This is a genomic window from Nocardioides silvaticus, assembly GCF_003160695.1.
GTDB lineage: Bacteria > Actinomycetota > Actinomycetes > Propionibacteriales > Nocardioidaceae > Nocardioides > Nocardioides silvaticus.
The window spans coordinates 94,146-107,208 of sequence record NZ_QGDD01000006.1 but is presented as its reverse complement, the minus strand read 5'-3'; the positions used below and the strand labels follow the sequence as shown (position 1 = coordinate 107,208).

Annotated in this window: 18 protein-coding genes; 6 read left to right on the top strand and 12 right to left on the bottom strand. The window is 71.5% G+C overall.

Annotation, left to right across the window (positions count from 1 at the left end; genetic code table 11):
• Positions 1–37: 37 nt before the first annotated feature.
• The 11 genes from rpsQ to rpsJ are packed head-to-tail and all read right to left on the bottom strand — an operon-like array spanning position 38 to position 5,282.
• Positions 38–307: a 30S ribosomal protein S17 gene (gene rpsQ / locus DJ010_RS13965; RefSeq protein WP_109694794.1), complete on the bottom strand. Its 270-nt coding sequence runs from the start codon at positions 305–307 to the stop codon at positions 38–40.
• Positions 304–546, bottom strand: coding sequence for a 50S ribosomal protein L29 (rpmC, locus tag DJ010_RS13960; protein ID WP_109694792.1), 243 nt, complete (start codon positions 544–546; stop codon positions 304–306). The genes rpsQ and rpmC overlap by 4 nt, the downstream gene beginning before the upstream one ends.
• Positions 546–965 (bottom strand): 50S ribosomal protein L16, encoded by a 420-nt coding sequence (gene rplP / locus DJ010_RS13955; RefSeq protein ID WP_109694790.1) that lies wholly within the window; start codon positions 963–965, stop codon positions 546–548. Before rplP ends, rpmC begins: the two co-directional genes overlap by 1 nt.
• A gap of 3 nt (positions 966–968) precedes the next feature.
• Positions 969–1,808 carry a 30S ribosomal protein S3 gene (gene rpsC / locus DJ010_RS13950; protein ID WP_109694770.1) on the bottom strand — a complete coding sequence of 280 codons (840 nt, stop codon included), beginning with the start codon at positions 1,806–1,808 and terminating at the stop codon, positions 969–971.
• Complete coding sequence (gene rplV / locus DJ010_RS13945; RefSeq protein WP_109694768.1) at positions 1,808–2,227, bottom strand: 50S ribosomal protein L22; 420 nt, start codon at positions 2,225–2,227, stop codon at positions 1,808–1,810. The genes rpsC and rplV overlap by 1 nt, the downstream gene beginning before the upstream one ends.
• Positions 2,224–2,505: a 30S ribosomal protein S19 gene (rpsS, locus tag DJ010_RS13940; RefSeq protein ID WP_109694766.1), complete on the bottom strand. Its 282-nt coding sequence runs from the start codon at positions 2,503–2,505 to the stop codon at positions 2,224–2,226. The genes rplV and rpsS overlap by 4 nt, the downstream gene beginning before the upstream one ends.
• A 6-nt stretch (positions 2,506–2,511) precedes the next feature.
• Positions 2,512–3,348, bottom strand: a complete 837-nt coding sequence (gene rplB / locus DJ010_RS13935; RefSeq protein WP_109694764.1) for a 50S ribosomal protein L2 — start codon at positions 3,346–3,348, stop codon at positions 2,512–2,514.
• On the bottom strand, positions 3,348–3,650 hold the full coding sequence (gene rplW / locus DJ010_RS13930; RefSeq protein WP_109694762.1) for a 50S ribosomal protein L23: 303 nt from the start codon (positions 3,648–3,650) through the stop codon (positions 3,348–3,350). The genes rplB and rplW overlap by 1 nt, the downstream gene beginning before the upstream one ends.
• Positions 3,647–4,306 carry a 50S ribosomal protein L4 gene (gene rplD / locus DJ010_RS13925; protein ID WP_109694760.1) on the bottom strand — a complete coding sequence of 220 codons (660 nt, stop codon included), beginning with the start codon at positions 4,304–4,306 and terminating at the stop codon, positions 3,647–3,649. The genes rplW and rplD overlap by 4 nt, the downstream gene beginning before the upstream one ends.
• Before the next feature lie 5 nt (positions 4,307–4,311).
• Positions 4,312–4,962, bottom strand: coding sequence for a 50S ribosomal protein L3 (rplC, locus tag DJ010_RS13920; protein WP_109694758.1), 651 nt, complete (start codon positions 4,960–4,962; stop codon positions 4,312–4,314).
• An 11-nt stretch (positions 4,963–4,973) separates the two neighbouring features.
• Complete coding sequence (gene rpsJ / locus DJ010_RS13915; RefSeq protein ID WP_007078637.1) at positions 4,974–5,282, bottom strand: 30S ribosomal protein S10; 309 nt, start codon at positions 5,280–5,282, stop codon at positions 4,974–4,976.
• A 405-nt stretch (positions 5,283–5,687) separates the two neighbouring features.
• Between rpsJ and DJ010_RS13910 the strand changes: the two genes are divergently transcribed.
• Genes DJ010_RS13910 through DJ010_RS13890 form a run of 5 tightly spaced genes read left to right on the top strand, consistent with a single transcriptional unit; the run spans position 5,688 to position 10,980 of the window.
• Positions 5,688–6,827: a hypothetical protein gene (locus DJ010_RS13910; RefSeq protein WP_146207353.1), complete on the top strand. Its 1,140-nt coding sequence runs from the start codon at positions 5,688–5,690 to the stop codon at positions 6,825–6,827.
• On the top strand, positions 6,824–7,474 hold the full coding sequence (locus tag DJ010_RS13905; RefSeq protein ID WP_109694754.1) for a DUF4129 domain-containing protein: 651 nt from the start codon (positions 6,824–6,826) through the stop codon (positions 7,472–7,474). The genes DJ010_RS13910 and DJ010_RS13905 overlap by 4 nt, the downstream gene beginning before the upstream one ends.
• Positions 7,471–8,643, top strand: coding sequence for a DUF4350 domain-containing protein (locus DJ010_RS13900; RefSeq protein WP_109694752.1), 1,173 nt, complete (start codon positions 7,471–7,473; stop codon positions 8,641–8,643). The genes DJ010_RS13905 and DJ010_RS13900 overlap by 4 nt, the downstream gene beginning before the upstream one ends.
• Entirely contained in the window at positions 8,640–9,638 is a 999-nt protein-coding gene (locus tag DJ010_RS13895) for an AAA family ATPase (protein WP_109694750.1), read from the top strand. The genes DJ010_RS13900 and DJ010_RS13895 overlap by 4 nt, the downstream gene beginning before the upstream one ends.
• Before the next feature lie 13 nt (positions 9,639–9,651).
• Positions 9,652–10,980 (top strand): DUF58 domain-containing protein, encoded by a 1,329-nt coding sequence (locus DJ010_RS13890; protein ID WP_109694748.1) that lies wholly within the window; start codon positions 9,652–9,654, stop codon positions 10,978–10,980.
• Between the two features lie 227 nt (positions 10,981–11,207).
• Here DJ010_RS13890 and DJ010_RS13885 read toward each other — a convergent pair whose 3' ends face one another.
• Positions 11,208–12,212, bottom strand: a complete 1,005-nt coding sequence (locus DJ010_RS13885) for a stage II sporulation protein M (RefSeq protein WP_245927559.1) — start codon at positions 12,210–12,212, stop codon at positions 11,208–11,210.
• 36 nt (positions 12,213–12,248) lie between these two features.
• Between DJ010_RS13885 and DJ010_RS13880 the strand changes: the two genes are divergently transcribed.
• The gene (locus tag DJ010_RS13880; RefSeq protein ID WP_109694746.1) at positions 12,249–13,052 is read left to right on the top strand and encodes an RDD family protein; all 804 of its coding nucleotides are present in this window, start codon (positions 12,249–12,251) and stop codon (positions 13,050–13,052) included.
• Positions 13,053–13,063 lie beyond the last annotated feature (11 nt).

Genomic DNA, 13,063 nt, shown 5'->3' with positions numbered 1-13,063 from the left:
GCCTCAGAGGGCAGCGAGCCTTGCCGAACTCGATGGGTTACTTCGCGCGCTCGAGGATCTCGACGACGCGCCAGCGCTTCGTGGCGGACAGCGGACGCGTCTCCATGATCAGGACCCGGTCGCCGACGCCACAGTCGTTCTGCTCGTCGTGGGCCTTCAGCCGCGTGTTGCGGCGCAGCACCTTGCCGTACAGGGCGTGCTTCACGCGGTCCTCGACGGACACGACCACGGTCTTGTCCATCTTGTCGCTCACCACGAGACCCTCGCGGGTCTTGCGCGAGTTGCGCTGAACAGTCTGGTCGCTCATGCCGTCTCCTCCTCAGAACCCGGAGCGGTGCGGATGCCGAGCTCGCGCTCGCGCACCACGGTGTAGATCCGGGCGATGTCCCTCTTGACCGTGCGGAGCCGGCCGTGCGACTCCAGCTGGCCGGTGGCCGCCTGGAACCGCAGGTTGAACAGCTCCTCCTTGGCCTCGCGCAGCTTGGCCTCGAGGTCGATGTCGTTCAGCTCGTCCAGTTCGTGAGCCTTAGCAGCGTTGATCGCCATCAGAACTCACCAGCCTCTCGCGTGATGAAGCGGCACTTCATGGGCAGCTTGTGGATGGCCCGACGCATCGCCTCGCGGGCGACGTCCTCGGACACACCGGAGAGCTCGAACATGACTCGGCCGGGCTTGACGTTGGCGACCCACCACTCGGGCGAACCCTTGCCGGAACCCATGCGGGTCTCGGCGGGCTTCTTGGTGAGCGGGCGGTCCGGGTAGATGTTGATCCAGACCTTGCCGCCACGCTTGATGTGACGGGTCATGGCGATACGAGCGGACTCGATCTGCCGGTTGGTCACGTAGTGACCCTCGACGGCCTGGATACCGAAGTCACCGAACGCGAGCGAGGTGCCACCCTTGGCAGCGCCCCGACGCTTCGGGTGGTGCTGCTTGCGGTGCTTGACGCGACGCGGCATCAACATGGCTCAGGCCCCCGTCTCATTGGTCGGCGTGGCGCTCGACTCGGCGGCCGGGGCCCCGGTCTCGCCGGAAGCGGCGGGGGCGCCGGACTCGCGGTCCGAGCGGGTCGGACGGTCACCGCGCGACCCACGGGTCGGACGGTCACCGCCACGGCTGGGGCGACCGCCGCGGCCGGGGACGCCGGCGCGGGCAGCAGCCTGGGCCTGGCGCTCGGCACGGGTGCCGGCGACCTCGCCCTTGTAGATCCACACCTTCACGCCGATGCGGCCGAAGGTGGTGCGGGCCTCGTAGAAGCCGTAGTCGATGTCGGCACGCAGCGTGTGCAGCGGGACGCGGCCCTCGCGGTAGAACTCGGTGCGCGACATCTCGGCGCCGTTGAGGCGACCCGAGCACTGGATCCGGATGCCCTTGGCACCCGAGCGCATCGCGGTCTGCATGGCCTTGCGCATCGCGCGGCGGAACTGGACGCGGCCGGAGAGCTGCTCGGCAACACCCTGCGCGACGAGCTGGGCGTCGATCTCGGGGTTCTTGACCTCGAGGATGTTGAGCTGGACCTGCTTGCCGGTCAGCTTCTCGAGCTCGCCACGGATCCGGTCGGCCTCCGCGCCGCGGCGGCCGATGACGATGCCCGGCCGGGCGGTGTGGATGTCGACGCGGACCCGGTCACGGGTGCGCTCGATCTCGACCTTGGCGATACCGGCCCGCTCCATGCCCTTCGAGAGCAGCTTGCGGATCGCGACGTCCTCGCCGACGTACGCCTTGTACAGCTTGTCGGCGTACCAGCGCGACTTGTGGTCGGTGGAGATGCCGAGACGGAAGCCGTTCGGGTTGATCTTCTGGCCCATTACTTCTTGCCCTTCTTCGCAACAGCGTCGGCCGGCTGGACCGCGATGGTGATGTGGCTCGTGCGCTTGTTGATCCGGGTGGCCCGGCCCTGCGCACGCGGCCGCCACCGCTTCATCGTGGGGCCCTCGTCGACGTGCGCGACCGAGACGACCAGGTCACCGGTGGGGAGGCCCTCGGTGGTGCCGGCGTTCGCGACGGCGCTGTCGAGCACCTTGCCGACGGTCTTCGCCGCGGCCTGGGGGCTGAAGGCGAGGATCGCCTGCGCCTCGTCCACGGGCAGGCCGCGGACCAGGTCGACGACCCGGCGGGCCTTCATCGGGGTGATCCGGACGTAGCGCGCGCTCGCGAACGCACCCGGCTGGTCGCCGAGGAGCGAGTCGCGGCGGGCGCTCGTGCGCCGGCGGTCAGTGGCGGTCATCGACGACGCCCCTTCCGGTCTTCCTTGACGTGCCCGCGGTAGGTGCGGGTCGGGGCGAACTCGCCCAGCTTGTGGCCGACCATGGAGTCGGACACGAAGACCGGGACGTGCTTGCGACCGTCGTGGACGGCGATCGTGTGACCGATCATCGCGGGGACGATCATCGACCGGCGCGACCAGGTCTTGATGACGTTGTGGGAGCCCTTCTCGTTCTCGGCGTCCACCTTCTTCATCAGGTGGTCGTCGACGAAGGGACCCTTCTTCAGGCTGCGAGGCATCTCTTGTTACTTCCTACCCTTGCCGGACTTGCGACGACGGATGATCTGGGCGTCGGAGGCCTTGCGCCGACGGGTGCGGCCCTCCGGCTTGCCCCACGGCGAGACCGGGTGGCGACCACCGGAGGTCTTGCCCTCACCACCGCCGTGCGGGTGGTCGACCGGGTTCATGACGACACCGCGGACGGTCGGGCGCTTGCCCTTCCACCGCATGCGGCCGGCCTTGCCCCAGTTGATGTTCGACTGCTCGGCGTTGCCGACCTCGCCGACCGTCGCGCGGCAGCGCACGTCGACGAAGCGCATCTCGCCCGAGGGCAGACGCAGCGTCGCGCGGGAGCCCTCGCGAGCGACCAGCTGGGCGCTGTTGCCGGCGGAGCGGACCATCTTGGCACCGCCACCGGGCCGGAGCTCGATGCAGTGGATGGTCGTACCGACCGGGATGTTGCGCAGCGGCAGGTTGTTGCCGGGCTTGATGTCGGCGCCGACACCGGACTCGACGCGCATGCCCTGGACCAGGTCCTTGGGAGCGATGATGTAACGCTTCTCACCGTCGGCGTAGTGCAGCAGCGCGATCCGAGCCGTGCGGTTCGGGTCGTACTCGATGTGCGCGACCTTGGCGGGGATGCCGTCCTTGTCGTAGCGACGGAAGTCGATGATGCGGTAGGCGCGCTTGTGGCCACCGCCCTGGTGCCGGGTGGTGATCCGGCCCTGGTTGTTGCGGCCGCCCTTCTTGGGCAGCGGACGCGTCAGCGACTTCTCCGGCGTGGTCCGGGTGATCTCGACGAAGTCGGCCACCGAGGAGCCACGACGGCCCGGGGTGGTCGGCTTGTACTTGCGGATTGCCATCAGTTCGGTCCTCCGAAGATGTCGATGCGGTGACCCTCGGCAAGACTGACGATGGCGCGCTTGGTGTCCTTGCGCTTGCCCATGCCGTAGCGGGTCCGCCGGGTCTTGCCCTGGCGGTTGAGGGTGTTCACCGAGGTGACCTTGACGTTGAAGATCTTCTCGACCGCGATCTTGATCTCGGTCTTGTTGGCGTCCGGGTGCACCAGGAAGGTGTACTTGTTGGCGTCGAGGAGGCTGTAGCTCTTCTCGGACACCACCGGCGCGATCAGGATGTCGCGGTGGTCCTTGTGCAGGGTGCTCACTTGTCGCCCTCCTCGGTGGTGGCAGCCTTCTTGCCGTAGGCGGCGCCGGAGACGAAGGCGTCGTAGGCGCCCTTGCTGAAGACCACGTCGTCGCTCGCGAGGACGTCGTAGGTGTTCAGCTGGTCGACCGCGACCAGGTGCACCTCGGGCGCGTTGCGCAGCGACAGCCAGGTGAGGGAGTCGGTGCGCTCGAGGACCACGAGGTAGTTGCTGCGGTCGGTCAGCGTCCGCAGCGCAGCCAGCGCGGCCTTGGTCGACGGCTTGTCGCCGGACACGAGGCCCTCGACGACGTGGATGCGGCCGTTGCGGGCCCGGTCGGTGAGGGCACCGCGCAGGGCAGCGGCCTTCATCTTCTTGGGGGTCCGCTGGCTGTAGTCGCGCGGCTGCGGGCCGTGGACGGTGCCACCACCGGCGAACTGCGGCGCGCGGGTCGAGCCCTGGCGGGCGCGGCCGGTGCCCTTCTGCTTGTAGGGCTTGCGGCCACCGCCGCGCACGTCGGCGCGGGTCTTGGTGGCGTGCGTGCCCTGGCGAGCAGCGGCCTGCTGGGCGACGACGACCTGGTGGATCAGCGGGACGCTGACCTCGACGTCGAAGATCTCGTTGGGGAGCTCGACCTTGACGGTCTTGACCGTGCTCCCGGCGTTCTTGGTAGCCATCTCGGTCAGCCCTTCTTCGCAGCGGTGCGGAGGACGACGACGCCGCCCTTGGGACCGGGGACGGCGCCCTTGACGAGGATCAGGCCCTTGTCGACGTCGACCGCGTGGACGGTGACGTTCTGGGTGGTGACGGTGTCGCTACCCATCCGGCCGGCCATCCGCATGCCCTTGAACACGCGGCCGGGGGTGGCGCAGGCGCCGATCGAGCCCGGCTTGCGGTGGTTGCGGTGGGCACCGTGCGAGGCGCTCACGCCGGCGAAGCCGTGGCGCTTCATGACACCGGCGAAGCCCTTGCCCTTGCTGGTGCCGGTCACGTCGACGGCCTGGCCCGGCTCGAAGGTGTCGACCGCGAGCTCCTGGCCCACGGTGTAGGTCGCGGCGTCCGCGGTGCGGATCTCCACGACGTGACGACGCGGGGTGGTGCCGGCCTTGGCGAAGTGACCCGCCTGCGGCTTGTTGACCTTGCGGCCCTCGATCTCGCCGAAGCCGATCTGGATGGCGTTGTAGCCGTCCGGCTCGGGCTGGCGGACCTGCGTGATCACGTTGGTCGTGGCCGCGATGACGGTCACGGGGACGACGCGGTTGTTCTCGTCCCAGAGCTGGGTCATGCCGAGCTTGGTGCCCAGCAGGCCCTTCACGTTGCGTTCGATCGTCATGAGCAACTTCCTCAGAGCTTGATCTCGATGTCGACGCCGGCCGGCAGGTCGAGCCGCATCAAGCTGTCAACGGTCTTCGGGGTGGGGTCGATGATGTCGATGAGGCGCTTGTGGGTGCGCATCTCGAAGTGCTCGCGGGAGTCCTTGTACTTGTGGGGCGAGCGGATCACGCAGAAGACGTTCTTCTCGGTCGGCAGCGGCACCGGGCCGGCAACCTTCGCGCCCGTACGGGTCACGGTGTCCACGATCTTCCGCGCCGAGGTGTCGATCACCTCGTGGTCATAGGCCTTGAGCCTGATGCGGATCTTCTGTCCCGCCATAGGTCTCTCTCGTCCTTCATCTCTGTCGCCACTCTGTGGAGACGTCCTCGGGTTTGAGTCGGTCTCGCCCTGCTGCTCACCCCGCACCTCCGACCCCCGAGGTCGGGCGTGTCGCGAGTGTTCGGCGCGCACGACCGCATCAGCGATCCTGGGTGTTTGTTGTTGGGGCGCCCGACGGTGTGTCGGGCTGATCGGGTCTCCCTGGGTCCGGCGCTTCCGCACCACCGACCGCAGTCCGGGAGCGCTGCCCGGGACGAACCCGGGGCGCCGCTTGGGAGACGCGATTCAGTAGTCAAGATGTGCCGCACCCCGGCAGTCCCGCCGGAGCAACCTGAATATCTTGGCAGAGATCCCGCGCCCCGACAAAATCGGAGCGACCACGCGGGTGACAGGATGGCGCGCACGATGACCGGGACACCGCACCACTACCCGCCGCCGGGGGCGGAGCCGCCGGCCGACCCGACGGACCAGGTCGAGCCCCAGCAGCCCCCCGCGCCGTACCTCCCGCCTCCCGGCGCGCCCCCGCCGCCCCCGCCGGGGGCGGCCCGGCCGGCTGCGCACCCCGGGCTCCCGGTGGTGCCGGGAATGCTCGGCGCCGCGCACAAGCCCGGGGCGATGCCGCTGCGGCCGCTCCAGCTCGGCAACATCTACGACGCGGCCTTCCGGATCATCCGGTTCAACCCGAAGGCGACCGTGGGCTCGGCTGCGCTCGTGACGGCGATCGCGATGGTCATCCCGATCATCGTGAGCGCGGTGCTGGCGTTCACCGTCGGCACCGGGGTCGACAGCAGCGGGGAGATCGACGAGGACGCCAGCACCGCGGAGCTGCTCGGCTTCCTCGGCTCGATCGCGTCGCTGGTGCTCGGGGCCTACGCCGCCCAGCTCGGCATCGTCTTCGTGACCGGGATGGTGGCTCACGTGACCCACGCGGCGGCCGTCGGGCGTCGGCTCACCCTCGCCGAGGCGTGGGCGGCCACCCACGGCAAGCGGTGGCGGCTGCTCGGCCAGACGTTCCTGGTCGGGCTCAGCAGCCTGGTCGCGGCCGCGCTGCTGGTCGGGGCGATCGTCGCGGTCGCGGTGGTGACCGCCGACGTGCTCGTCACGGTATTGGTCGGGCTGGTGCTCGTGGCCGGCGCGGTCCCGCTGTTCATCTGGCTCTGGATCAAGGTCGTCTACCTCGCGACGCCGGCGCTGATGCTCGAGCCGATCGGGGTGTTCGCCTCGTTCGGCCGCAACTGGCGGCTCACCGCCGGGCAGTTCTGGCGGGTCCTCGGCATCGGGCTGCTCACCGTGCTCATCACCTCGACGGCGGGGCAGATCCTCAGCTTTCCCTTCGCCCTGCTTGCCCAGATCGGCGGGCTGCTGGCGCCCGACTACTACTTCCTCGTCTACACGATCGGGGTCGCGATCGGGTCGGTGCTGTCCAACGCGTTCGTTGCCCCGTTCACCGCTGCCGTGGTGTCGTTGCAGTACCTCGACCAGCGGATGCGCAAGGAGGCGTACGACGTCGAGCTGATGCGCGAGGCCGGGCTGATCCCGCGGTGACCGCCCTGTCCTCCCCGCCTGCGCCGGCCGCTCCGCTCGCCGAGCCCCCGCTCGACCCGAGCGGGGACGAGGCCCGGTCGTTGCTGCGCGGCGAGCTCGCGAACCCGGAGTACCACGACACGAACCTGATCGAGCGCATCGAGAACTGGATCGCCCGGCTGTTCGACGACAGCGTCGGCGCAGCGTCCGACGTCCCGCTGCTCGGCACCTTCGCGGCGATCCTCATCGGGTTGCTGCTCGCGGTCGGCGTGGGGCTGCTGGTCTCCCGTGCGCGACGCACGGCCCGAGCTCGGGCCGAGCGCGGCCCCGCCCTCACCGGCGAGGCGGTCAGCGCTGCCGATCTGCGGAGCCGCGCCGAGGCCGCGCTCGCCGACGGCCGGTACGACGACGCGCTCGTCGACGCCTACCGCGCGCTCGCACTGCGCCAGGTCGAGCGCGGCCGCATCGAGGACCTTCCGCAAGCGACCGCGCACGAGCTCGCGGCAGGTCTGGCCGCGGAGTTCCCGGCGCAGCGCGCCGGCGTCGAGCGCAGCGCCGACCTCTTCGACGCCGTCCTTTACGGCGACCACCCCGCCACCCCCGAGCAGGCCGTCGACGTCCTCGTGCTCGACGACGAGCTGAGCGGACGACGGGAGCGGGTGCGATGACCACGACGACCGCTCCCCCGGCGCCGACCGGCTCGACCGGCTCGACCGGCTCGACCGGAAGGGACGGCTTCTGGCGCCGCAACCGGCTCTGGTTCGCCGTCGGCCTGGCGCTGGTCGTGGCGATCGCTGTCGCGGCCTGGGCCGGCACGGGCGACACCCGCTTCTCCGCACCGCTGGACCCGCAGAACCCCGACCCCGAGGGCGCCCAGGCGGTCGCGCAGGTGCTCGAGGCCGAGGGCGTCGACGTCGAGGTCGTGCGCTCGGCCGACGCGCTCCGCGACGCGGACGTCTCCGACGGCACCACCGTGGTGGTGACCAGCACCGGCGACCTGACCCCCAGCACCACCCGGCGGCTCCGGGAGGACACGAACGGGGCCGACCTGGTGCTGGTCGAGCCGCCGTCGTACGTCCTGGCGGAGCTCGACCCGGACGTCGTCACCGGCCGCGCCCCCGACGAGACGTCGGGCGAGTGCGACGACAGCCGGTTCGACGGGCTCGACCTGGCCGTCGACAACGCCGTCTCCTACGACACCCCCGGCGGCTGCTTCGCCGCAGGCGACAAGTTCGTGCTGGCGGAGGGGGACGCCGCGACGTCGTACCTCGGCGCCGGCCAGGCCCTCACCAACGACCAGGTCCTGCGCGCCGACAACGCCGCCGTCGCCCTGCGGCTGCTGGGGGCCGACGACCGGCTGGTCTGGTACGTCCCGACGCTCGACGACGCCGACGAGGACGAAGCCGTCAGCCTGTGGACGTTCGCGCCGGACTGGATCGCGCCGTCGCTGTGGCTCGTGGGCATCGCCGCGGTCGGGCTGATGCTCTGGCGCGGGCGCCGGCTCGGCCGGCTGGCCACCGAACCGCTGCCGGTCGTGGTCCGGGCCGTCGAGACGACGCGCAGCCGGGGCCGGATGTACCGCAGCGCCGACGACCGCACCTACGCCGCGGCTGCGCTCCGCGCCGCCGCCCGGCGCCGGCTCGCCGATCACCTCCGGCTAGGGCGCGGTGCCACGGAGGCCGAGGTGGTCTCCGCCGTCGCCCGCCACACCGGACGGCGCGCGGAGGAGATCGGCCTCCGCCTCGCCTCCACGGGCTTCGTCCCGACCACGGACCAGGGCCTGGTCCAGCTCGCCCAGGATCTCACGCAGCTCGACAGAGAGGTACGACGCGGATGACCGCCGACAACAACCCCGACGCGCCCGTGGACGCCGGTACGGACGACGCCCTCCGGGAGCGGCTGCTCGCCGTACGCCACGAGGTGGCGAAGGCGGTGGTGGGCCAGGACGCTGCCGTCTCCGGCCTGCTCGTGGCGCTGCTCTGCGGCGGGCACGTGCTGATGGAGGGCGTGCCGGGCACCGCGAAGACCCTGCTCGTGCGCACGCTGGCTGCGTCGCTGGCGGTCGACACCCGGCGGGTGCAGTTCACCCCGGACCTGATGCCCGGCGACATCACCGGGTCGCTGGTCATCGACAACGCCGGCGGCGGCGAGCTGACGTTCCGCGAGGGACCGGTCTTCACGAACCTGCTGCTCGCCGACGAGATCAACCGCACCCCGCCGAAGACGCAGTCGGCGCTGCTCGAGGCGATGGAGGAGGGACAGGTCTCCGCCGACGGCGTCACCCGCCCGCTCCCCCGGCCGTTCCTCGTGGCGGCCACGCAGAACCCCGTCGAGTACGAGGGCACCTACCCGCTGCCCGAGGCGCAGCTCGACCGGTTCCTGGTCAAGGTGGTGCTGCCGGTGCCGCCACGGGCCGACGAGGTCGCCATCCTCACCCGGCACGCCGAGGGGTTCGACCCGCGTGACGTCGCGGCGGCCGGGGTCGCGGCGGTCGCGTCCGGAGCGGACATCGAGGCCGCCCAGAGGGCGGTGAAGAAGGTGCAGGTCTCGCCCGAGGTCGCGTCGTACATCGTCGACATCGCGCGGGCGACGCGCGACTCGCCGTCATTGTCGCTCGGCGTCAGCCCGCGTGGAGCCACCGCCCTGCTGCGGGCGGCGCGGGCGTGGGCGTGGCTGTCCGGTCGCGACTTCGTCACCCCCGACGACGTCAAGGCGCTCGCCCACGCCACGCTCGTCCACCGGCTGGGCCTGCGCCCCGAGGCCGAGCTCGAGGGCGTCGACGTCGCCAAGGTCCTCGCCGCCGCGCTCGGCTCCGTCCCGGTGCCGCGATGACGAACGGCTGACCATGGCGATCTCCGGGCGGGTCCCACTGCTCCTCGTGCTCGGTGTCGTGGCCGTCGTGCTGCGACCCTCGGGCGGCACGGTGGCGCTCTGGGTGCTCGCCGTCGTCCTGCTCGTGGGGCTGGACCTGCTCCTGGCGCCGTCGCCCCGCGGCGTCGGCCTGGCCCGGCGTGCGCCCGGCACGGTGCGGCTCGGCGACCCCGCGGAGTCGGCCCTCACGTTGAGCAACGACGGCTCCCGCACGATGCGGCTCCAGGTGCGCGACGCCTGGCAGCCGACCGCAGGTGCGAGCGGCAACCGCCACCGGGTGACGCTGCCGGGCGGCGAGCGCCGGACCGTCCGCACGCCGCTGCGGCCCTGGCGACGCGGGGACCTGCGGGCGTTCGGCGTCACGCTCCGCTCGTGGGGACCGCTGCACCTCGCCGCCCGGCAACGGACGTTCGAGGTGCCCGGCACGGTGCGCTCGCTGCCGCCGTTCCAGTCGCGCAAGCACCTGCCGTCGCGGTTGGCCCAGCTGCGCGAGCTCGACGGACGCGCGGCGGTGCGGATCCGTGGGCAGGGCACGGAGTTCGACTCACTGCGGGAGTACGTCCGCGGTGACGACGTCCGCTCGATCGACTGGCGGGCGTCGGCCCGCACACCGAACGTGGTCGTCCGCACCTGGCAGCCCGAGCGCGACCGCCGGGTGGTACTGGTGCTCGACACCTCGCGGGTGTCCGCCGGCCGCGTCGGCGGGAGCGGCGGGAGCGGCGGTGGCGACGGGGTGGAGGGGGTGCCGCGGCTCGACGCCGCCATGGACGCTGCCCTCCTGCTGGCCGCACTGGCGTCCCGGGCCGGCGACCGGGTCGACTTCGTCGCCGGCGACCGGCGGATCCGGGCGCGGCTCCGCGCGGCGGGTGCGCGCGACATCGCCGCCCGGCTGCAGGAGTCGATGGCCGACCTCGAGCCGGTCATCGCCGAGGCCGACTGGGACCTGCTGGCCGGGGCGGTCCAGGGCTTCGGCAAGCAGCGGGCGCTCGTCGTACTGCTGACGCCGGCGGAGCCGTCCTCGGTCCAGCTCGGCCTGCTCCCGGTCCTCCCCGCCCTCACCCACCACCACCGGGTCGTCGTCGCCTCGGTCCGCGACCCCGAGCTCAACCGGCTCGCCGAGGTCCGCAGCACCCTCGACGAGGTGTACGACGCCGCGGCCGCCGAGCAGGAGCTCCACCGCCGCGAGTGGACCACCGGCGTCCTGGACCGGCTCGGCGTGCACGTCGTCGACGCCGACGCCGAGCGCCTCCCGCCCGCCCTCGCCGACCACTACCTCGCCCTCAAGGCGCAGGGACTCCTCTAGACTGTCGACCCGGCTCAAACTCGCACGAGGAACCCGTCGACCCGGCTCAAACTCGCACGAGGAACCCGTCGACCCGGCTCAAACTCGCATGAAGGACCCGCGATCCGGCGTGAGTTTGCGACGGGTCAGCGGGTTCGGAGCGTGAGTTTGCGACGGGTCGACGGGTTCTGAGCGTGAGTTTGCGACGGGTCAGCGGGTTCTGAGCGTGAGTTTGCGCCGGGTCGGCGTCAGGACTGGGTCGCGACGCGGTCCTCGAGGAGGTCGGCGCTGATGTCGCCGGTGTGGCCGGCGGCGGCGGCCTGACGGCCGAGGACGAAGACGTAGGCGAAGAACGCGAGCTCGGCGAGGATGCCGATGCCGACCCGTGCCCAGGTGGGGAGCGGTGAGGGGGTCACGAAGCCCTCGATCATGCCGCTGACGAAGAGGACGGCGACCAGGCCGAGGACGCAAGTGATGGCGGTGCGGCCGGCGCGGGCCAGGGCGGCGGCACGGCTGACGCCGCCCGGCTCGACCCACGACCAGAACAGCCGGAGGCCGACGCCGGCGGCGACGAAGACGGCCGTCAGCTCGAGCAGGCCGTGCGGGAGGATCAGGCCCCAGAACAGGTCGCCCCGGTCGTGCCGGGTCATGATCGAGCCGACGACCGCCAGGTTGGACAGGTTGGTCCAGAGCAGGAAGAACACCGGGGCGCCGAGGATGCCGAGGGCGATGCAGAGCGCGCTCACCCAGGCGTTGTTGATCCAGACCTGGCTGGCGAAGTCCTGGGCCGGGCTCGAGCTGTAGTAGCTCTCGAAGTCGTGGTTGACGAGGGCGTCGACCTCCTGCGGAGACAGCAGGCTCTGCTCGACCTGCGGGTGCTCGACCAGCCACCACATCATCACGCCGGTGAAGACGACGCTGCCGGTCGTCGTACCGAGCCACCACCAGCGCAGGCGGTAGAGGGCGGCCGGGAACTGCTGGGTGAAGAACCGGCCCGCGGCCCGCCAGCTCAGCACGCGTGCGCCGAGCATCTTGATGCGGGCCCGACCGAGCAACGAGGACAGGTAGGCGACGACCTCGGCGTCGGGTGCCGCGGTGCGGATCACCGACAGGTGGGTGGCGACCTGCTGGTAGCGGTCGACCAGCTCGTCACCCTGCGGTCCGGTCAGCCGGCCGGCGCGGACCAGCTGCTCGAGGCGGGCCCACTCGTGCGCGTTCGCGACGACGTAGGCGTCGAGGTCGATGCGCGGCACGGCGCCAGCCTAGGACGTTCTCCTAGACTCCGAGCGATGGCGGAGTTCGCGACGATCACCACCGACGACCTCGTCACCGGCGAGGGCGTCGCGCTCGACCTGCCCCCGGCCAGCCTGGGCCTGCGCCTCACCTCGGGCCTGATCGACGTCATGGTGACCGTCGTCGTCTACATCGTGAGCCTGTTCGTCCTGCTCATCGCCACCACCAACGCCTCCCAGGCGCTGTTCCAGCTGTCGATCGTGGCAGCGACCGTGGTCACCTTCGCCGTCTACCCGACGGTGCTGGAGACGCTGACCCGCGGGCGCTCCCTCGGCAAGCTGGCGCTGGGCCTGCGCACGGTGCGCGACGACGCCGGGCCGATCACGTTCCACCACGCCCTGGTGCGGGCCCTCGTCGGCTTCGTCGAGATCTACGCGTTCTCCGCGGTGCCGGCGTTCTTCTCGATGCTGATCAGCCAGCGAGGGAAGCGGCTCGGCGACTTCGCCGCCGGCACCTACGTCATCCGCGACCGGGTCAGCCTCCGGCTCCCGCCGCCGCCGCAGATGCCGCCGCAGCTCGCTGCCTGGGCGCGGACCGCGGACCTGGCGAGCCTCCCCACCGGCCTCGCGCTGGGCGTGCGCCAGTACCTCGGCCGGTTCCCGACCCTCGACCCCCAGTCGCGGCAGCGCGTCGGCGACGACCTCGTCGCCGAGGTGCGGAAGTACGTCGCTCCGGCGCCGCCCACCGGAGCTCCCCCGGAGCTGGTGCTCGGCGCGGTGGTCGCCGAGCGCCGGGAGCGCGACCTGGCCCGGCTGCGCCGCGACGAGCAGTTCCGGGCACGGCTGGCGTCCCGCGACTGAAGGTGGGCCGG

Coding starts and splice junctions, on each gene's coding strand:
- rplV (WP_109694768.1), bottom strand. CDS start 2,227: ATGACCGCCACTGACCGCCGGCGCACGAGCGCCCGCCGCGACTCGCTC.
- DJ010_RS13895 (WP_109694750.1), top strand. CDS start 8,640: ATGACCGCCGACAACAACCCCGACGCGCCCGTGGACGCCGGTACGGAC.
- rpsJ (WP_007078637.1), bottom strand. CDS start 5,282: ATGGCGGGACAGAAGATCCGCATCAGGCTCAAGGCCTATGACCACGAG.
- DJ010_RS13910 (WP_146207353.1), top strand. CDS start 5,688: ATGACCGGGACACCGCACCACTACCCGCCGCCGGGGGCGGAGCCGCCG.
- DJ010_RS13880 (WP_109694746.1), top strand. CDS start 12,249: ATGGCGGAGTTCGCGACGATCACCACCGACGACCTCGTCACCGGCGAG.
- rpmC (WP_109694792.1), bottom strand. CDS start 546: ATGGCGATCAACGCTGCTAAGGCTCACGAACTGGACGAGCTGAACGAC.
- rplC (WP_109694758.1), bottom strand. CDS start 4,962: ATGACGATCGAACGCAACGTGAAGGGCCTGCTGGGCACCAAGCTCGGC.
- rpsQ (WP_109694794.1), bottom strand. CDS start 307: ATGAGCGACCAGACTGTTCAGCGCAACTCGCGCAAGACCCGCGAGGGT.
- DJ010_RS13900 (WP_109694752.1), top strand. CDS start 7,471: ATGACCACGACGACCGCTCCCCCGGCGCCGACCGGCTCGACCGGCTCG.
- DJ010_RS13890 (WP_109694748.1), top strand. CDS start 9,652: ATGGCGATCTCCGGGCGGGTCCCACTGCTCCTCGTGCTCGGTGTCGTG.
- rpsS (WP_109694766.1), bottom strand. CDS start 2,505: ATGCCTCGCAGCCTGAAGAAGGGTCCCTTCGTCGACGACCACCTGATG.
- rplD (WP_109694760.1), bottom strand. CDS start 4,306: ATGGCTACCAAGAACGCCGGGAGCACGGTCAAGACCGTCAAGGTCGAG.
- rplB (WP_109694764.1), bottom strand. CDS start 3,348: ATGGCAATCCGCAAGTACAAGCCGACCACCCCGGGCCGTCGTGGCTCC.
- rplP (WP_109694790.1), bottom strand. CDS start 965: ATGTTGATGCCGCGTCGCGTCAAGCACCGCAAGCAGCACCACCCGAAG.
- rpsC (WP_109694770.1), bottom strand. CDS start 1,808: ATGGGCCAGAAGATCAACCCGAACGGCTTCCGTCTCGGCATCTCCACC.